An 18,483-nucleotide genomic window follows, 5' to 3' on the forward strand; every position below is an offset into this window, starting at 1 on the left:
GCGTATATGATTGTAACGAATGCCTGAAATGTATCTGAAAGTCGACAGGGCATATCCGGAGGACCAGGGCGGGGGGAAGGCACGCCTGGATCCTGACACCATGCTCCAGCTGCGACTCTCGCCCGGCGACCTCGTCGAGGTCGTCGGGAAACGTCGGACCATCGCCAAGGTCTGGCGGGCGATGGTCTCCGACTGGCAGCAGGGAAAGATGCGGGTTGACAAGTTCACGCGGGAGAACGCGGAGGTCGCGGTCGGGGACAAAGTACTCGTGCGGAAGGCCGAGACCGAGGTCGAGGCAGAACGGGTCGTCCTCGCACCGCCCGAAGATCTGCCCCGCCAGGTCCCGATCAACTACCAGAGCGTCGTCAACCACCTCATCGACTTCCCGATCGCCAAGAACGACTCCGTCCCGATCCAGGCCGGGCTTCCCTTCATGCAGCCCCAGATCGTGGCCTTCAAGGCGGTCGTCGTCGAGCCCGAAGATGCGATCATCATCACCAAGAACACCAAGGTCGAGTTCTCAGAGAAACCGGCGGCCGGGTTCGAAGGCGGCAAAAAACTCTCGTACGAGGACATCGGCGGGCTCAAAGACGAACTGCAGCGGGTGCGGGAGACGATCGAACTGCCGATGCGTCACCCCGAACTTTTTAGAAAACTCGGGATCGACCCGCCGAAGGGCGTGCTCCTGTACGGGCCGCCGGGCACCGGCAAGACGCTCATCGCCAAGGCCGTCGCCTCCGAGAGCGGGGCGCACTTCATCTCCATCGCGGGCCCCGAGGTGATCTCCAAGTATTACGGCGAGTCAGAACAGCGGCTGCGCGAGGTCTTCGACGACGCCCGACAGAACGCACCCTCGATCGTCTTCATCGACGAACTCGACTCCATCGCCCCGAAGCGCGAGGAGGTCACCGGCGAGGTCGAACGGCGGGTGGTCGCCCAGCTCCTCACCATGATGGACGGGCTCGAGGAGCGGGGGCAGGTCGTCGTGATCGGGGCGACGAACCGTCTCGACGCCATCGATGCGGCGCTCAGGCGGCCGGGACGTTTCGACCGGGAGATCGAGATCGCGGTCCCGAACGAACGCGACCGGACCGAGGTGCTCAAGATCCACACCCGCGGGATGCCCCTTGCCGAGGACGTCAGCCTCGAGGAGATGGCCAGACAGACCCACGGCTTTGTCGGCGCCGACCTTGCGGCACTGGCGCGTGAGGGAGCGATAAGGGCGCTGCGCCGGTACATGCCCCAGATCGATCTCGAAGAGGACGAGATCCCGCCCGAGGTCCTGGAGACGATGGAGGTGCAGGCCGGCGACTTCCGCGAGTCGCTCCGCGACGTCTCGCCCAGTGCCATGCGCGAGGTGCTGCTCGAGGTTTCTCATGTGACCTGGGAAGACGTCGGCGGCCTGGAGTCCGAGAAGGAGGAGGTGCGCGAGGCCGTCGAGTACCCACTCACCGACCGGACGCGTTTCGAAGACCTGGGGATCGAACCGCCGCGGGGCGTGCTCCTGTACGGCCCGCCCGGTACCGGCAAGACGCTCATCGCGAAGGCCGTCGCCTCGGAGAGCGGGGCGAACTTCATCCCGGTGAGGGGGCCGCAGCTCCTCTCCAAGTGGGTCGGCGAGTCCGAACGGGCGGTGCGCGAGGTCTTCAAGAAGGCCAGGCAGGTGGCGCCGTCCATCATCTTCTTCGACGAACTCGATGCCCTCGCCCCGGCCAGGGGAGCAGGGGCGGAGAGCCATGTGGTCGAGAGCGTGCTCAACCAGATCCTGACCGAGATGGACGGGCTCACCGAGAGAGGCGACGTGGTGGTGATGGGAGCGACGAACCGGCCCGACATCGTCGACCCCGCCCTGCTCAGGCCGGGCCGCTTCGACCGGCTCGTCTATATCGGGGCGCCTGACCGGAAAGGCCGGGCCAAGATCCTCGGGATCCACACGCGCCACATGCCACTCGAGGGCTCCACGATGAACGAAGCGGTGGCGATGACCGACGGGCTCGACACCTCGGCGATCGAGGAGAGCGTCGCCGCTCTGCCGACCGAGGGATCGCCCACCATTGCAAATCTCAGGGACGCCGTCGCGGGAGTCGAGAAAGGAGCGGGCGAGCCCCTCTCGGCCTGGGCGCGGCGGAGGCTCCTCACCGACCAGCTCGCCGCCCGCGGCACGCCGCTCGCCGACCCGGTGCGTGACGAGATCGTCTGGGCGATCGCCAAGATGACCGAGGGCTATGTCGGTTCAGACCTGGAGGCCCTCTGCCGCGAGGCCGGGATGCTTGCCATGCGGGAGAAACAACCCGTCGTCACGAAGGAACAGCTTGAACTGGCGGCCAAGAGGGTACATCCGACGATGAACGAGCGGATCAAAGACTACTACGGCCGGGTGCGGGAGCACTTCAAGGGCGGTCTGCCCGAACAGGTCCAGCCGCCGGAATATCAGTGAACCGGGAACCCCCCGCCCCCTCTTCTTCCATCCTGCACCCGAAGGGGTACAGTATATAACATGATGTACATACATATCCATTGAAGATAATATCTGGCTATCAGGAGTCGTCCATGCAAAACATCACTACCTTCCTCGACGTCAACGCCAGGACCTGCGATGGTGCGGCGTTCGTCTTCGCAAAAGACGGGAGGGCTTATACCTATGCAGACCTGCGGGACGCCGCAGCCGCGATCGCCGGAGGTCTTACGGCCCGCGGCGTGACCAGAGGCGACCGGATCTGTATCTATCTCGACACCTCCCCCGAATACCTCCTCTCGTACCTGGGGATCTGGCGGATCGGGGCGGTCGCGGTCCCGACCAACGCCGTCTACCACGAAGACGAGGTGGCATATGCCCTCAACGATTCAGGGGCGGTGGCGGTGATCACCGACGAGGCGCACGTCCCCACGGTCAGGGCGGTGCAGGAGAGATGTCCGGCCCTCAGACATACCTGTGTTGTCGGGGTCGCCGCGGAGGGAGAGACCGCATGGGACGATCTCCTGAACGCCTCCCCCCTCGGGCAGGCGGCCGGGTGCCGGCCCGACGACCTCTGTCAGCTCCAGTATACCTCGGGGACCACCGGGCGGCCGAAGGGTGCGATGCTCACGCAGGGCAACTGGATGAACGCCCTCGCCACGCAGGAGGAGGTGCTCGGTCTCAGCGGAGACGACGTCTACCTCGGGATCTATCCGATGGGGCATGTCGGTCTCTCATGGGGCCTGGCGACCCTGAAGGCCGGGGGCACCTGGGTCTGTATGGACCGTTTCGACCTGGATATGTATCTCGGTCTCGCCCGGGAATACAGGGCCACCGTGCTCGCGGCGATGCCGCCAGTGATCCACTCCCTGATCCGGGCCGGGCCCGAGACCGAAGATGCCCTGAAGAGTGCGAGGTCGGTCATATCAGGGGGCGGGCCGCTCCTCCCGGTGATCTGGGAAGAGTTCGACCGCCGGTTCGGGGTTCCGATCGTAAACTCATACGGGCTCTCCGAGACGATCGTCATCGGTTCAGGGACCGCGACCAGGCCCGACACCTACGATCTCCACAAGGGCTACCGTTCGGTCGGGGCGCCGGTCGGGTACGCCGAGGCGAAGGTGGTCGCCGAAGACGACCCCGACCGCGAACTCCCGCCCGGCGAGGTGGGCGAGATCGCGCTGCGTGGCCCGTCCGTGGCACTGGGCTACTGGGGGATGCCCGAGGCGACCGAGGCGGCCTTCCGTCCCGACGGCTGGTTCCTGACCGGTGACCTCGGGTACCTGGACGAGGACGGCGTGCTCTTCGTCACCGACCGGAAGAAGGACATGATCATCATGTCCGGGTGGAAGATCTATCCGACCGAGGTCGAGAACGTGATCATCGACCACCCCGCCATTGCGGACGTCGCGATCTTCGCCTGTCCCGACGAACGCCGGGGCGAGGTGCCGGTGGCGGCCGTGGTGATGAACGCGGGGCAGTCGATCACCATGGACGAACTGAACCGGTACTGCAGGGAGCGGCTCGCCGGATACAAGGTGCCCCGCAGCATGGTCGTCCTCGACCACCTCCCCAGGGTAAGCGGATGGAAACTGCTCAGGCGGACGCTTCGAGAAGAGCATACCGCAAACCCGACAGAATAATCTCATTTTTAAGGGGGGCTGGAGGGCCCCACCCGGATCGTTCAGAAGGGTTCAAAAAGAGGCGTGCAAAATAACTGGTAAGGTTTATTGCTGCACATCGTTATGTGTAGTGCGGAGGAAAGCGTGGAAAAGGACAATTTACGGTCCACCGGGCTTGTAGGGCTTGATCTCGCCCTCGGCGGGGGCATTCCTAGAGGAACGGTCATCATCGTCGCGGGCACCCCGACCGACGGCCTCGACCTCTTCGGCGCCCAGTTCTGGCGGGGTGAAGAAGAAGAAGAGAGCGAGCCGAACGGGTCGTACCTGATGATCGACGACGAACCGTCGGAAAAGATGTACGATGCACGAGCGGTCACGAACCAGAACCTCCCCTCACTCGTCCTAGGCGAGAGGGTCGTCCTCGACTCGCTCTCGACCATCATCCTCAGGGACGGCATCGATGCCGCTCTCGACCTGATCCGGGAACTGAAAAAGAAGACGCAAGCAGAGGACTCAAACGTTATCCTCCTCCTCTATAAGGGAATCCACACCAGAGAGGAAGAGATCAGGCTAACGAGAGCGGCCGACGGATATATCGAACTTCTCCAGCGGATCACCGGTTCGGAAGTTGAGCGGATGCTTGGCATCTTCAAAATGCATGGCCTTGACCTTCCCAACCAGCTCGTGCCATACAATATTCTGGCCGACGGCCTCGAACTCTCCACCACCAAGCGGGTGGTCTGAGGCCGGAGGGTTCTATTTTTTGGGCCTTGTAGAATTCAGCATGAGGCGACCGCCCCACCTCAAGCATACGCGATGAAAATATCAGATCAGATCTGGATCGGTTCTTGACCCTCATCCGTGCGTTCGAGGAGCGAATCGAATTCGAGCATCGTGCCGCCCCCCGGCTATCTTCGTCGTGGGGGGTCCGAGGGGTTTCCCCCCGCGCGAGACAGCAGGGAAATCTCGACGATTGGGGGCGGCAGATCCGATCATCACGCCTTCCCACACCCTTGCGGCGGGGGCGCTGCCCCCTGACCCCCGGGACGAAGATAGGGGCAGGGATGGCATTTTTGATGCTCTGAAGAGGGAGTTAACGTCCTCCTTCCTATCTTCTGCGGGAGGAACAGGGGGCAGCAGTCCCCGGGCACGAGGAGAGGGAGATGATCAGAGGAACACTCTGACAAAAAAATATGAAGGTCCACCAGACCCCTTATGCTCAATATTCAGGCCTGAGCCGATCGGCCGCCTTCGTCATGGTGGAAAGTTTCTGGAAGGCCACCTCGCGCTCGAGCATACGCAGCCCACAGTCGGGGTCGACGAGCATGTTCTCCGCACCGAAGAGGTCGATCCCCTTCTGGAGACGCTTCTCGACGGTCTCCACGCTCTCCACACCGGGATCGGCCGAGGCGATGCACCCGTAGCCGATCGGACGCCCTCTGAGATCCTTTCCCGAGAGAACCTCAAGGTTCTCCTGGTTCTCAGAAAACTCGAAGTCGAAGACGGAGACCTGGATCTTGAGCACCTCGTCGACGACCTCGCCGAGGTTCCCGCAGACATGGAGACAGGAGGGGATCCTGAGCACCGAGGCGATGAGGTCGACGGCCTGCCGGCCGACCGCAAGGTCCGCAGCGCCGGTCGAGAGGATCGGTTCGTCGATCTGGACCATCGTCACTCCGGCGGCTTCCAGGGCTCTCGCCTCGGTTGCCAGGGCCTGGGCCAGGTCGAGGACCAGTTCCTCCCGGCCGCGGTAGTTCGGGGTCTCGATCCGCAGGCCATGCGCAAGGGTGGAGGGGCCGGTGATGATCCCCTTCACCCTGGAGTGCTGGGAGAGTGCATATTTCGTATCGGCAACGGTGAGGGGATTGGCTGGGGGCTGGACCCGCCCCACGACGCTCTGCCCCTTGATACCAGGCAGACGGGAGACGAAGGCGGTGATCATGTCGCCCCGCACCTGCCCGTCGGAGATGATGTCCACCCCGGCCCTGACCTGGTCGGCGACCGCTGTCTCGACCGCCCCCCTGAGCGGGTCGAGAAGCGAGCGCAGCCCCCCGGCCCTGACGACCGGGTAACTCCCGACGACGGTCGTCGGCAGGACCTTGGTGATAAAGTTCATGGCACTACTCTGTGTCGGTCACGCGGGAAGAGCACGGCCTCCCTGATGTTCTTGAGACCGAGCATCGTCATGATCAGCCGCTCCATACCCATACCCCAGCCCGCGTGCGGGGGCATCCCGTACTTGAAGGGTCTAAGGTAGAACTCGAAGCTCTCCGGGCTTAACCCCTTCGCTTTGATCTGCTCGACGAGGAGATCGTGCTGGTGGATACGTTGGGCACCGGAGGAGAGTTCCATTCTCGGGTGCATCATGTCGAAGGCCTTGCAGATGGATGGGTCGTCCTCGTACGGCATGGCATAGTACGGCTTGATGGCTGTCGGCCAGTCGGTGATGAAGTAGTGCTGACCCATCTCTTCGCCGATCGCCTTCTCGGCCGCGGTCGAGAGGTCGTCGCCGTACTTGATCGGCTCATCGATCCTGGCGGCGGCGATCTCGATCGCCTCGGCGTACGGGAGCCTCGGGAACGGAGTCTTCGGGACTTCAAGTTCGACGCCGAGGTCGGTGAGGGCGTCGGCGCACCGGTCGGCGACGGTGGCGTACATGTGGGCGACCAGGTCTTCGAGAAGAACCATCACGTCCCTGTCGTCGGCGAACGAGACCTCGACGTCGATGGAGGTGGCCTCGTTGAGGTGCCGAACCGTGTTGTGCTCCTCGGCACGGAAGATCGGCCCGACCTCGAAGACCTTCTCGAACCCGCCGGCCATCATCATCTGCTTGTAGAGCTGAGGGCTCTGGTTGAGGAAGGCCTCCTTCTCGAAGTAGGCGATCGGAAAGAGTTCGGTCCCGCCCTCGGTCGCAGCGGCGACGACCTTGGGGGTGGCGATGTTGTAGAACCCGCGCTGGCTGAGGAATTCGTAGGTGGCGGTGGTGACAGTGCTGCGGATCTTGAAGATCGCGGCGACCCGCGGCTTTCTCACGTCGAGGAACCTGGCGTCGAGCCTGGTGTCCAGGTCGGCCGGCACCTTCTCCACGACGTCGAGGGGGAGGGGGGTGGCACAGGGCGAGACGATCTCGAAGGTCTCGGGGGTGATCTCTCTGCCGCCCGGTGCCTTGGCGATGGCTTTGACCGGTCCGGCGACCCGGACCACCGATTCTCTGGAGACGTCCTTTGCGGCCTGGAGAACCGCTTCGGATGCCTTCTTCTTGACGACCGTCGTCTGAACGATCCCGGTCCTGTCGCGGATGAGGAAGAAGGTGAGGCCGCCGAGGTCACGGATCTCGTGGACCCAGCCCATGACCTCTGCACGCTCGGTTTCTGGTGTTACCTCGCTGATTGGGACGCGCATGTCTAATCCAGTATTTATTGGGTCAGGGGGGATATGGTCTTTATGATGCCGGCGGCCATCAGGAAACGGCTTAATAAAAGCGGAGATGATAGATGCGTATGCAGAGAAGAGACCTTCTCGTCTGTTTCGTCCTGCTCGTGTCGCTTCTTGCCTGCGGGTGTACACTGCCGGGAGATGACGGCACACAGTCCGACACAACCCACGCACCGGCTCTCACCCCCGCATCCTCCTCTCAGACAGGGAACAAACCCCTCCAGCCGGTCCCGACTCCGCCCGGCCAATGGGATGGGAAAGAACCCTACGAAGTGAAACTCGTCGACCCGGCCACCTATCACATCACCCCCACCGATACGCCGATCCCCACGATGAAGCAACCGGACGACCTGCATATCGATACCCGGGCGATGATGAACTACGCCACGATCTCCTCTGAGAACTCCACCGGCGTGATGGCCACCGAGATCTATCGTGTCCCCACCCCGTACTGGGAACTCAACTACACGGTCGCCGCTTCCAACCCAGAATATGCACGCTTCAAGATAGAGATCAGGGATCCAAACGACCCGAACAGGTTTGTCGGCGAGGTCTCGCTCGACCGGGCCGACTTCAGTAAAGGAACGAATAGTACAAAAACAGATACGTCCTGTTCAGGCTCACTGGCCCTGCGTGAAGGGTTCAGGGAGTATTACTTCGTGATCTATCCCGAGTACCTCAGATCCTTCTCGGTCGTGGTCCAGGTGCCGAAAAAATACCTGGTGTAGATCAGGGCATCTCTCCTTTTTGCTGCATCAGGACGATTTCCTGATTATATGCGGCGATGGCCGCATCATAGGCCTGCCACTCACTGTCGGCCTCGTCAATACGTTCTTCCGCATCCCGATAACTGCCGCGGCCATAGGCTTCCGCCGAGGCGGACCAGAGGGTGTAGGCGCGGTTCAGGTGGTCCAGAGCCTGCAGATACCCTGTTCTGACACGTTCATAGGTTTCTGGAACGGCAATCGCCTCGATCGTCTTCCGGTGCCGCTCTGTGATATCGATGCCTCGCCCGGCCAGTGAGCGGAATGTAGCCATATAGGCATCCGACTCCTTGAGAGACGGATATTTTCCGACAGACGCAATGAGAGCGGAGACCTCTCTATCAAGGCCGGCGAGATCGGTCTCTGATGAGGCGATGGCATCTCTGAGAGCCCCGATCTCGTGCTGCTCTTCCTGAGAATGATACAGCGTCCACCCGACGAGACCAAGGCCGAGCAACCCGATGACGACACAGAGAGCCATCAAGATCTTTTTCAGGTTCCCCGAGAGTGAGGGAACCTTCAGGTCGGAGAGGTTCAGTTTCGAGAGGTCCAGGTCAGGCAGTTTCAGGTCCACCATCATCCCTCACCCCCGGGGACCGGGTGTGCCGGACGGATCGTATGGTGCGCGGGGACGACGAGATAGTGGAGCGGGATGATCCGGGGTTTCTCTGATCCCACGCTCCCGATTCCGGTTTCTTGCGCGTCGCCGACGGGGAACGGTTTTCCCCAGCGTCCGCCGTCATATTGACCGGATATTGGATTCGGGATCGGCTTATAACCCGTCGTCTCGACGTAGTAGTAGCGTTTCCCCCGGTAATCATAATATTTCGGGGTGTAGTTGACATAGTACGGATCGAAGTTTTGTATCTGCACCCCCACCGCCAGGTGATCTGAGTAGTGGAGCAGGACCACATCATAGTCCATCTGGTTGAGGAGGGCGGCGGTGAGGATGGACGAGTCTTCGCAGTCTCCTTTCCCGTCGACGAGCGTCTCCACCGGGTACTTCGGGTACTCAACCTCCTCCCCGGCATATGTGCCGGTGGGTGGAACCCTGCCCTCGGTGTAACTCTCGGTGGCGTTGTCGAGGGCGTAGGGGAGTTGCTGGACAAAGAAGATGATGTCCATCACCTGATAATAGTCGTTTTCCGGGACGTTGAAGGGAGAGGAGGCGATTTTTTCGGCAAGTTCCCTGACATATGGACTATCGTCCTCCGAGAGAGCGTATCGTCCCCAGGCGGAGGGATCCTGGATCCGCGGGGTCTGCCGTTCCCTCTCAAAGAGCGACAAGGGTATTTTCAGGGTGGCGGTATGGACGCCGCCGTCGATGGCGGTCCACCTGAACTCTCTGACGAGGTCTTCCCCTCCGTCATGGGAGGGGGCAGGCGCCAGGGTGGGACGTGAGATCTCCGGGGCAGGGATCGGCGTCTGAATAGCGCAGGGCGTATCGGCACCGCCCCCTGACCCACCGTAAAGAGCGGGTTTCACGACAAGGGCGACGACGAGAACGATGACGACCCCAATAAGTACCGAGAGCATGTCCTGGCGATCCATATGCAATTATCCCCGAATTGTTCTTCGAGTATCGAATACACAGATATATTCCAATAAAATACTTAAATTATGTCAATTTAGATGAAAACACTAATTCGCATAACTGATATAATAAGAAGATATTATGGCAAAGACCCCGGTCTCGACACGCGCCCTTCTTCTCCCCCTTGCTCTTCTGGTCCTTGCACCTTTCATCGCCATCGCGGCCTCCCGCACTCCCCAGGAGCAGACCCTGCTCTGGACTGCCGCCGGGATCCTTGCCCTCCTGATCGTCCCGGCCGTCGGCACGCGCCTGATTGCCGGAGAAGAAGAGTTGAATCCGTTCGTCGCCGCTCTCTGTTCGGCGGGACTCCCGGGATTCGGTCAGGTCACAAACGGTCAGCTGGGAAAAGGGTTTCTCGTCTGTGTCCTCTGTGCCTTCGGGCTGAAGGAAGCAACGGTTATCGGTGGCCTCATCGCCGGCGGGGCCTGGCTCTGCAGCGCCGCTGATGCCTTCGTCACCGCGCGCCGCATGCATACCGGCAGTGTCCCCCTGCTCCCGGTATCACGAGCGATCTTTATCGAGTACGTCGTTCTCGGGTTTGCGGCGGCCTATGCCCTGCCATGACCGGCACCGGCGAGGCGGGCGGCGAACTCCTCCCCCTCATCGGTGAGCGAGTAGATGATCCAGGTGCCCTGCTGTTCGCCGGCGATCAGGCCGGCTTTTTTGAGGACGTTGAGGTGATAGGAGAGGCGCGAGTCGGCGATCCCGAGCACTTCCCTGATCACGCAGACACAGAACGGTCCGGGAGCGAGGAGGAGGAGGATCTTCAGGCGCATCGGATCTGCAAGGGCCTTGAACCGAGCGGAGAGTGTTTCGAGCGCGCCATCGTCCGGGATCAGATCTTTGAGTCCCTCGATACCACCGATCTTTGCAAGGTCATCTTCAAGAGGTCCGGGAATTGCCATGATCTATTTCAAAACGATATGAAATGGGTAACTCTATATAGGTTCGGGCCAGGACATTATTTCAACAAATCTTGAAACACTCGGTGAGCCATCATGACAGATCCCATCACCGGCGCCCTCCTTGCCGGCGCCGACACACTCATCAGTTATCTTGCAGAGCACGTCCTCACCTGTCTGGTCCCGGCCTTCTTCATCGCGGGGGCGATCGCCGCCTTCGTCAAGAAGGACGCGATCCTGAAGTATTTCAGCCCTGACGCGAAGAAAAGCGTCAGTTACGGGATCGCATCCATCTCGGGGACGGTGCTCGCCGTCTGCTCGTGTACGATCCTCCCGATGTTCGCCGGGATCTATAAGAAAGGGAGCGGCATCGGCCCGGCGGTCACCTTCCTGTACGCCGGCCCGGCGATCAACGTGCTGGCGATCATCTACACCGCAAAAGTGCTCGGCTTCGATCTCGGCCTTGCCAGGGCCGTCTCGGCCGTGCTCCTTGCCATCGTCATCGGCCTCATCATGGCGGCGGTCTTCAGGAAGCACGACGAGGCTCTCCGGGCAACCGCACCGGCACGGACCTACGGGAACGGCGAGGACGAGCGGCCGCGCTGGGCGACCCTCGGGTTCTTCGCCGCACTCGTCGGCATCCTCATCGTCGGGGCCTCGCAACTCCCCTGGACGATCAAGTTCCCGGTCGTGTATATCCTCACCCTCGCCGTCGCCGTCCTGCTCATCTACTTCTTCGAGCGGGATGAGGTGACCGACTGGGGCTACGAGACCTGGGACCTGGCAAAGAAGATCTTTCCCATCCTGCTGATCGGCACCTTTGCCCTGGGGATGCTCGCCTCCTTCCTCCCGCCCGAGACCTTTGCCCCGTACTTCGGGGAGACTTCGATCGAGTCGACCCTGCTGGCGGCAGTGGTCGGCGGGATCCTGTACATGCCCACCCTCCTGGAGGTGCCGATCATCGGCACGACCTTCGGCTACACCTCGGGCGTGATGGCCGGCGGTCCCGCGCTCGCGCTCCTCCTTGCCGGCCCGAGCGTGAGCCTGCCCTCGCTGATGGTCATCTACCGGGTGATGGGAGCGAAGAAGACGGCGGTGTACGCCGTGCTCGTCATCCTCTTCTCGGCGCTGGCCGGGTTGGTGTACGGGACCATCATGGGGTGAACAGACCATGAAAGAAGACAAGCCATGCTGTGCAGCAGAGGCCCTCAGACGTATCAGACAGGTGGACGTCGGGGGCATCGTCGTCGGGCTTTCGATGCTCGATAAGGTGATCGCAGACGTCGAAGCGCTCGAGATCACCTCGGAGTCTGGACTGACCGAAGAACTGGTGAAGCGAACAAAGATCTACAACTATATCCCGAAGAGCGCGGAGACGATATACGGCGAAGCGCTCCTCAAAATCTATCAAAAAGAGGTGAACAACCATGGTCACAATTGAAGTGTTTGGCACAGGCTGTGCAAAGTGCAAGCGGACGGCAAAGAATGTTGAGAAAGCGGTGGCCGAGATGGGGATCGAGGCAGAGGTCGTCAAGGTCGAGGAGATCAATGCGATCACCGACCGCGGCGTCTTCCTCACCCCGGCCCTCGCGGTCGACGGCGAGATGAAGGTCGAGGGCCGCGTCCCGACCGTCGACGAGGTCAAGGAGATCCTCTCGGAGGTGGCCTGATGGCGGAGTGTGGCTGTGGGTGCGGCGGCGGCGAGGGCGAGGGGCCGAAGCGGATCATCTTCCCCTGCGCCGGTGCCGCCAATGTCGGGCAGATCACCAACCTCGCCGCGATCCAGCTCAGGGTGGAGGGCTTCGGCAGTCCGGCCTGCACGGCGCAGCTCGCCACCGGCGTGGGGCCGGTGATGAAAAAGTGCGGCGAGGCCGACGAGGTCGTCGTCCTCGACGGGTGCCCGACCGCCTGTGCCTCGAAGATCGCGGCGGCCCAGGGGATCGCACCTGACCAAGTGATCGTCGTCACCGAACAGGGGGTCGCCAAGTCCTCTGACCTCACCATCTCGGACGAGGAGATCGAGTGCGTCGTCTCCGCGGCCTGGGAAGGGAAAGGAAAGCCAGGGCAGCAGGAAAACTGTGGCTGTGGCGGCGGATGCGGATGCGGCTGTAACGATGAGTGAACCTCCATGGACGGCGTGGTGCTGGTGACCTGTTCGGGCGTCTCAAACACCGGGACGTTGACGACGCAGGCAGCGGCGACCTTCAGACAGCGCCACCCTTCGGCCCTCGACGATGTCGTCCAGGCCAGAGACCTGGCACCGGGTGCGGTCCCTGCGGGCGGTCAGGTGATCGTCCTCGACGGTTGCACCGACGCCTGCGGACGAAAGAAACTCGAAGGTCTCGGGACCGTGCCTGACGTCCATATCGTGGCGACCGATCTCGGGGTCGTCAAGAACAGCATGGCAGAGGTGCGGTACGACGAGATCGCACGGGTCGTTGCAGCGCTGCGAGAGGCGGTCTGAGAAGGGCCGCAGCCGTTCATCTCTCTTTTCTCGCAGGAGAGCGCGACCATTATAACAGACCGCGACAAGGAGGGTGCATGAAAGAGAAAGTGCTCTTCATCTGCACCCACAATGCCGCCCGTTCCCAGATGGCCGAGGGGTATATGAGGGCGCGCTACGGCGAGCGGTACGAGGTCTATTCTGCCGGCACCGCCCCCGCCGTCGAGATCGACCCGAGGGCAGTGGCGGTGATGGCCGAGATCGGGGTGGACCTCGCCGGTCAGGAGACGAAGGCCCTCTCGGTCTATTTTCAGCAGGAGATGGACACCGTCGTGACTGTCTGCGAGGGCGGGATCTGCCCGATGTTCCCCTGGGCAAAGACCGTCATCCACGAGGAGTTCCCCGACCCGCGGGCCATCTCCGGGAGCGAGGGGGAGGTGCTCCAGGGGTTCAGGCGGGTGAGAGACGACATCATCAAATGGATCGACGGCCGGTTTGGGTGAACTGGTGCGCCGGCAGAGGTGGCGGCACGCGGATCCCAGAACAAACAATCCTGAAGAACATGTTGCCGTCCACCGCCTCTCTTCGCGCGGGGGTCTGGGGGGTGCAACCCCCCGGCGGGAGACGACAGTAAAGATCCTGCAATGGGGGCGGCACTCTGATCCCGCGTCTTCCCGCCTCCATCACCACTCCTCACTCCCCCTTCCCCTTCAACCTCCTGAGCAGCGCGGACTCGGGACAGGGCTCGGGTTCGAACTCGAGGATGCTGTACTGGACATCATACCGCCTGAGTCTTCTTCTGATCTCCCTCTTTATCTCCTCGATTTTCACGATGTCATCGGTGCAGGCGACGACATGGGCGTCGAGGACGTTGATATGCGAGCAGAGGGCCCAGAGGTGGATGTTATGCACCTCCTCCACCCCTTCGACGGCCTCCATTGCGGTCACCACCTCGTCGAAATCAATCCCTGAGGGCACGAACTGGAGGAGGATCCCGACCGTCTCCCGGAGAAGCGAGACCGACCCGACGAGGATCAGGAGGGCGATCCCGATGCTGAGGAGAGGGTCGACGACGGTCTGGCCGGTGACGGCGATCCAGGCCGCGGCGACGACGACCGCCACCGAGGAGAGGGTGTCGCCGACGACGTGGAGATAGGCGCTACGGACATTGAGGTCTTCGCTCCCGTGCAGTCTCCAGGCGACATAGAGGTTCACGACAAGCCCGATCACCCCCACCGCGGCCATCAGGGGCCCGGCGACCGGCACCGGATCGGCGAGACGCCTGAACGCCTCCCAGACGACCGTGCCCGCAAGGACGATGAGGAGCAGTCCGTTGACGAAGGCGACGAAGACCTCCACCCGGTGATACCCCCAGGTCCGCGTCCTGGTGGGAAGGCGCTCGGCGATGACCACTGCACCCAGGGAGAGGAGGAGGGCGAGGACGTCCCTGAACATATGCCCCGCATCCCCGATGAGGGCAAGCGATCCCGAGAGCACCCCGGCCACCGCCTCGACCACCATATACACCAGGGTGAGGACGACGGCGACCTTCAGGGCCGCCCGCTCGCCGCCCTTCCTGAGTGGCATGTGGGGTGTGTGGGCCGCCGGGGGTATGAACCTGTCCCCGGTGCGAGACGACGGTGAAGGTTCTGCGAAGAGGGGGGAGTTGATCATCACGCCTTCCCCCATGCTCTCAAGCCGGGGGCTCTGCCCCCGGACCCCCGGGATGGCGATAGGGCCGGGAAGGCAGAGCGATATTGATGAAGAGGTGAGTGCCGCCCCACCCCTATCTTCATCCCGGGGGGTCCGGGTGGTCTCACACCGCCCCCCCTTCATGACCCCAGAGAGAGAATCCGGACGGGAAGAGGACGGCCATTATTCAGCAGGAGCACACCACCACGTGCCGTCCCCCGCACTATCTTCTCGCGAGACGGCGGAAAAGTCCTGCGATGAAGGGACGGCATGTTCTGCCCGCCACACCAGCCCCGTTGTCATGACCCCGAAGATAAAACCAGAACGGGGGAAGGGCACGCCTGCTCGCCGCCCCCGCCCTCATCTTCTCGCGAAATACCAGAACAAATTCAGTGATGAGGGGACGGCACGTTTGGATCATCACGCCATCCCACCGACATGACCCCAAAGATAGAACTCAGACGGGAGAGTGCTGATCAATTCTCAGTGGGATCTCCGGTTCATGCCGTCCCACGTCCTATCCTCACGCGAGACGGCAGGAAAGACCTCGCTATGGGGGACGGCACCCCTGATCACCACACCTTTATCAAACCGCCTTCCCCACCATCCCCATGGACATCACCCCCCTCTGCGACAACACCGTCCTCACCGACCATTATTACCTCGGCGAGCCCGGCCTCTCCATCCACATCAGGGACCGGGACACCGAGGTGCTCTTCGACCTCGGGTATTCCGACGTCTTCCTCAGGAACGCCCTGGCGATGGGGATCGCCCCCTGCGACGCCGACCATGTCGTCTTCTCCCACTGCCACCTCGACCACACCTGGGGGCTTGGCCCCCTCCTCCGCCACCATGTCACCGGAGGGAACAAAAAGAGCCCTGAGTTCCTCGGCCACCCCGCACTCTTCAGGAGCGTGCGGTTCGACGGCGCCGAGATCGGGATGAACACCACCGCAGAGGGGCTTGCCCGGTACGGGGAGGTGCGCCTCTCGCAGGCACCCGTCGAGATCACCGAGGACATCATCTTCCTCGGCGAGATTCCGCGGTGCTTCGACTTCGAAGGGAAGACCGCCATCGGGACGTCGGAGGGCGCGCCCGACCTGGTTCCCGACGACACCGCCCTCGCCTGCCGGACCGATGAAGGACTGGTGATCGTTACGGGGTGCGCCCATGCCGGAATCTGCTCGACGGTCGAGTACGCAAAAGAGGTCTCAGGCGAAAAAAAGGTGGCGGACGTCATCGGGGGATTCCACCTCCTCGACGCACCGCCCGATCAGATCGAGGGAACCTGCCGGTTTTTCAAAAACCTCGGCGCCGACCGGATCCATCCCTGCCACTGCACCGGCCTCGCCGCGACCCTCGCCCTCGCCGGGGTGGCGAAGGTCCGCGAGACCGGCGTCGGGCTCAGGCTCTCTTTTGAGCGGCGCTCCTGACCACCGCCATCAGTTCCCAGGCAAGGGCCTCGGCCTTCCCCTCGTTGGACATCAGAGTGTCGAGACGCATCGCACCCGGCACCTCGGTCTCGTCCCGCCTATCCTGGACAAAGACGTCCACGAAGTCTTTGTAGAGTTCGTACGTCCCTGCCGACGAGGGTTCCATCCCCCATGCCTCCATCAGGGCGGCGGCCGGGCCCGAGACCGGGCGGTCCCCGATGAACGGGGAGACCGCGATGACGAACTGGTCCCTGAGCACCTCCCTGATCCCCGCACACTCCAGGATCGGCGAGATGCTCGTCACCGGGTTGGACGGTCCGAGGATCACGGCGTCGGCCTCGCGGATCGCGGTCAGGGCCTCGGGCGTCGCCTTTGGCGCGGCTTCTCCCTTCCTGACCACGCCCTGGATCGGCACCTCGCCGCGGTGCCCCACCCAGTACTGCTGGAAATGCATCGGCCCCTCGGGTGTCTCCACATAGGTCGTCACCTCGGCATCGGTCATCGGAAGGACGCGGGCCTGCACCCCCAGGGCCCGGGCCAGGCCCTCCGTCGCCTCGGTGAGCGTGGCGCCGTCCCAGAGCATCCGGGCCCTCGCTATATGGACCGCCCGGTCTTTGTCGCCGATCCCGATGAACTCGGCATCGGTGAACTGCTCCAGGAACTTGTGGGTCGAGAAAGTGTCGCCCCTGATCCCCCACCAGGTATCGGTGTTCAGGAGTCCGGCAAAGAGGTAGAGCACGGTGTCGATGTCAGGGGACATGTGGTTGCCAGAGACCCACATGTCCTCCGCCGTGTTGACGATGACCGCAATCTGATCGTCGTTGACGAGATTGCGCATCCCGCGCAGGAGTTTCGGGGTGCCGGTCCCGCCTGAAAGGAAGGTAATCATAGAGAATAGTTTAATTGTCCATACATGAAGATTTTTAACAGAACGCCTGATGAAGATCGTCAAAGACCCGGTGCATGGAGACGTGGAAGTGGGAGAGACCGCGCTCACCCTCCTGGACTCGCCGGTGCTCCAGCGTCTCCGCCACATCAGGCAACTCGGCTTCGCCCACCTCGTCTATCCCGGCGCCAACCACACGCGCTTCGAGCACTCGCTCGGGACGATGCACCTGGCGGCCACCCTCTCGCGCCACCTCGACCTCGCGCCTGACGAGACCGATCTCGTCACCGCCGCCGCACTCCTGCACGATATCGGGCACGGTCCCTTCTCCCATGTGAGCGAGGCCTTCATGGTCGAACTGCTCGGGTGGGGCCACGAGGAGGTGGAGCGGCTCCTGGCAACCGGGGCGACCGCCGCGCTCCTCGACACCTGCGGGCTCGACCCGGCCGAGGTGGCGGCGGTCATCAACGGCCGTCACCGGTACGCGGGACTGATCCACGGCGACCTGGACGTGGACCGGATGGACTATCTGCTGCGGGACGCCCACTATACCGGCGTCCCATACGGGCTCGTCGACGCGGGACGGCTCGTCCGCTCGACGGTGCTCACCGAGAACGGCGTGGGCCTCGACTTCAGCGGGATCAACGCCGCCGAGTCGCTGCTCATCGCCAGGACCCTGATGCGCCCGGTCGTCTACTATCACCATGTCTCCAGGATCGCCACCAGCATGTTCCACCTCGCCCTCCTCTCCCACCTGGAGGGGACCGGCGAGGACGTGGGCGCCCTGATGCGGATGGACGACGCCGCTCTCTTCACCCGTCTCCTCGGTTCGCCGGACGCCGTCGCCGCCGACCTTGCGGCGCGACTGTATACGAGGAGGCTCTATAAGCGGGCGGCCTATGTGGGACGGGACCGGGTGAACGCCGCGGCCGTGCAGGGCCGGACCTCGATGAGAGACAGCCGGCAGATCGCGAGGGCGATCGCGGAGAGCGCCGGGGTCGAGCCCTGGACGGTGCTCGTCGACATCCCCTCCTTCCCGACCGACATGTCGATGGGGGTGCGGGTGCGCGACCACCACGCCCTGGTTGGACTCGAGGAGGTCTCGCCCCTGCTCACCACCCTCAACGAGACGCGCCGGCAGCAGTGGCGGCTCGGGGTCTACACCGTGCCGGACCAGCGGGAGGCGGTGGAGCAGGCGGCGACCGAGGTGCTCCATATCAAGCGGCCGACCCAGCAGGACCGGCTGCCGATCTGAGGAGA

20 protein-coding genes are annotated in these 18,483 nt (G+C 62.9%); 13 read left to right on the forward strand and 7 right to left on the reverse strand.

Annotated elements, in window-relative coordinates; genetic code table 11:
• Window positions 1-19 precede the first annotated feature (19 nt).
• The 3 genes from E2N92_RS06835 (at window position 20) to E2N92_RS06845 (ending at window position 4,818) form a co-directional block, all read left to right on the forward strand.
• On the forward strand, window positions 20-2,437 hold the full coding sequence (locus E2N92_RS06835) for a CDC48 family AAA ATPase (RefSeq protein ID WP_220680465.1): 2,418 nt from the start codon (window positions 20-22) through the stop codon (window positions 2,435-2,437).
• A 113-nt stretch (window positions 2,438-2,550) separates the two neighbouring features.
• Window positions 2,551-4,095 carry a class I adenylate-forming enzyme family protein gene (locus E2N92_RS06840; RefSeq protein ID WP_220680466.1) on the forward strand — a complete coding sequence of 515 codons (1,545 nt, stop codon included), beginning with the start codon at window positions 2,551-2,553 and terminating at the stop codon, window positions 4,093-4,095.
• A gap of 123 nt (window positions 4,096-4,218) precedes the next feature.
• Window positions 4,219-4,818 carry an RAD55 family ATPase gene (locus E2N92_RS06845; RefSeq protein WP_246589138.1) on the forward strand — a complete coding sequence of 200 codons (600 nt, stop codon included), beginning with the start codon at window positions 4,219-4,221 and terminating at the stop codon, window positions 4,816-4,818.
• Between the two features lie 475 nt (window positions 4,819-5,293).
• On the opposite strand, the gene E2N92_RS06850 is transcribed toward E2N92_RS06845, so the two are convergent.
• Window positions 5,294-6,190, reverse strand: a complete 897-nt coding sequence (locus E2N92_RS06850) for a methionine synthase (protein ID WP_220680468.1) — start codon at window positions 6,188-6,190, stop codon at window positions 5,294-5,296.
• Entirely contained in the window at window positions 6,187-7,476 is a 1,290-nt protein-coding gene (aspS, locus tag E2N92_RS06855; RefSeq protein ID WP_220680469.1) for an aspartate--tRNA(Asn) ligase, read from the reverse strand. The genes E2N92_RS06850 and aspS overlap by 4 nt, the downstream gene beginning before the upstream one ends.
• A 92-nt stretch (window positions 7,477-7,568) precedes the next feature.
• On the opposite strand from aspS, the gene E2N92_RS06860 reads away from it, so the two are divergent.
• Window positions 7,569-8,237 (forward strand): hypothetical protein, encoded by a 669-nt coding sequence (locus E2N92_RS06860; RefSeq protein WP_220680470.1) that lies wholly within the window; start codon window positions 7,569-7,571, stop codon window positions 8,235-8,237.
• A gap of 1 nt (window position 8,238) precedes the next feature.
• On the opposite strand, the gene E2N92_RS06865 is transcribed toward E2N92_RS06860, so the two are convergent.
• Complete coding sequence (locus tag E2N92_RS06865) at window positions 8,239-8,850, reverse strand: hypothetical protein (RefSeq protein WP_220680471.1); 612 nt, start codon at window positions 8,848-8,850, stop codon at window positions 8,239-8,241.
• Complete coding sequence (locus E2N92_RS06870) at window positions 8,850-9,824, reverse strand: transglutaminase-like domain-containing protein (RefSeq protein WP_220680472.1); 975 nt, start codon at window positions 9,822-9,824, stop codon at window positions 8,850-8,852. Before E2N92_RS06870 ends, E2N92_RS06865 begins: the two co-directional genes overlap by 1 nt.
• Before the next feature lie 124 nt (window positions 9,825-9,948).
• On the opposite strand from E2N92_RS06870, the gene E2N92_RS06875 reads away from it, so the two are divergent.
• Entirely contained in the window at window positions 9,949-10,431 is a 483-nt protein-coding gene (locus E2N92_RS06875) for a DUF5683 domain-containing protein (protein WP_220680473.1), read from the forward strand.
• On the opposite strand, the gene E2N92_RS06880 is transcribed toward E2N92_RS06875, so the two are convergent.
• On the reverse strand, window positions 10,416-10,772 hold the full coding sequence (locus E2N92_RS06880; protein ID WP_220680474.1) for an ArsR/SmtB family transcription factor: 357 nt from the start codon (window positions 10,770-10,772) through the stop codon (window positions 10,416-10,418). The two genes, E2N92_RS06875 and E2N92_RS06880, sit on opposite strands and share 16 nt — an antisense overlap.
• Window positions 10,773-10,865: 93 nt before the next feature.
• Between E2N92_RS06880 and E2N92_RS06885 the strand changes: the two genes are divergently transcribed.
• The 6 genes from E2N92_RS06885 to E2N92_RS06910 all read left to right on the forward strand — a co-directional run bounded on the left by E2N92_RS06885 (window position 10,866) and on the right by E2N92_RS06910 (window position 13,715).
• Entirely contained in the window at window positions 10,866-11,933 is a 1,068-nt protein-coding gene (locus tag E2N92_RS06885) for a permease (protein ID WP_220680475.1), read from the forward strand.
• Window positions 11,934-11,940: 7 nt separating this feature from the next.
• A complete protein-coding gene (locus tag E2N92_RS06890; protein WP_220680476.1) occupies window positions 11,941-12,210 on the forward strand; it encodes a hypothetical protein in 270 nt (89 codons plus the stop codon).
• The gene (locus E2N92_RS06895) at window positions 12,197-12,439 is read left to right on the forward strand and encodes a thioredoxin family protein (RefSeq protein ID WP_220680477.1); all 243 of its coding nucleotides are present in this window, start codon (window positions 12,197-12,199) and stop codon (window positions 12,437-12,439) included. The genes E2N92_RS06890 and E2N92_RS06895 overlap by 14 nt, the downstream gene beginning before the upstream one ends.
• Window positions 12,439-12,891, forward strand: coding sequence for a putative zinc-binding protein (locus E2N92_RS06900; protein WP_220680478.1), 453 nt, complete (start codon window positions 12,439-12,441; stop codon window positions 12,889-12,891). Before E2N92_RS06895 ends, E2N92_RS06900 begins: the two co-directional genes overlap by 1 nt.
• A 6-nt stretch (window positions 12,892-12,897) precedes the next feature.
• Window positions 12,898-13,233, forward strand: coding sequence for a putative zinc-binding protein (locus E2N92_RS06905; protein ID WP_220680479.1), 336 nt, complete (start codon window positions 12,898-12,900; stop codon window positions 13,231-13,233).
• Between the two features lie 77 nt (window positions 13,234-13,310).
• Window positions 13,311-13,715 (forward strand): arsenate reductase ArsC, encoded by a 405-nt coding sequence (locus E2N92_RS06910; RefSeq protein ID WP_220680480.1) that lies wholly within the window; start codon window positions 13,311-13,313, stop codon window positions 13,713-13,715.
• A 190-nt stretch (window positions 13,716-13,905) separates the two neighbouring features.
• Here the strand turns inward: E2N92_RS06910 and E2N92_RS06915 are convergent, their stop codons facing one another.
• The gene (locus E2N92_RS06915) at window positions 13,906-14,799 is read right to left on the reverse strand and encodes a cation diffusion facilitator family transporter (protein ID WP_220680481.1); all 894 of its coding nucleotides are present in this window, start codon (window positions 14,797-14,799) and stop codon (window positions 13,906-13,908) included.
• A gap of 716 nt (window positions 14,800-15,515) precedes the next feature.
• Here E2N92_RS06915 and E2N92_RS06920 point away from each other — a divergent pair.
• The gene (locus E2N92_RS06920; RefSeq protein ID WP_220680482.1) at window positions 15,516-16,337 is read left to right on the forward strand and encodes an MBL fold metallo-hydrolase; all 822 of its coding nucleotides are present in this window, start codon (window positions 15,516-15,518) and stop codon (window positions 16,335-16,337) included.
• Here the strand turns inward: E2N92_RS06920 and cofD are convergent.
• Window positions 16,309-17,226 carry a 2-phospho-L-lactate transferase gene (gene cofD / locus E2N92_RS06925; RefSeq protein ID WP_220680483.1) on the reverse strand — a complete coding sequence of 306 codons (918 nt, stop codon included), beginning with the start codon at window positions 17,224-17,226 and terminating at the stop codon, window positions 16,309-16,311. The genes E2N92_RS06920 and cofD overlap by 29 nt on opposite strands.
• Before the next feature lie 49 nt (window positions 17,227-17,275).
• On the opposite strand from cofD, the gene E2N92_RS06930 reads away from it, so the two are divergent.
• On the forward strand, window positions 17,276-18,478 hold the full coding sequence (locus E2N92_RS06930) for an HD domain-containing protein (RefSeq protein ID WP_220680484.1): 1,203 nt from the start codon (window positions 17,276-17,278) through the stop codon (window positions 18,476-18,478).
• Window positions 18,479-18,483: the final 5 nt, after the last annotated feature.

It is taken from the genome of Methanofollis formosanus, assembly GCF_019633745.1.
Taxonomy (GTDB): domain Archaea; phylum Halobacteriota; class Methanomicrobia; order Methanomicrobiales; family Methanofollaceae; genus Methanofollis; species Methanofollis formosanus.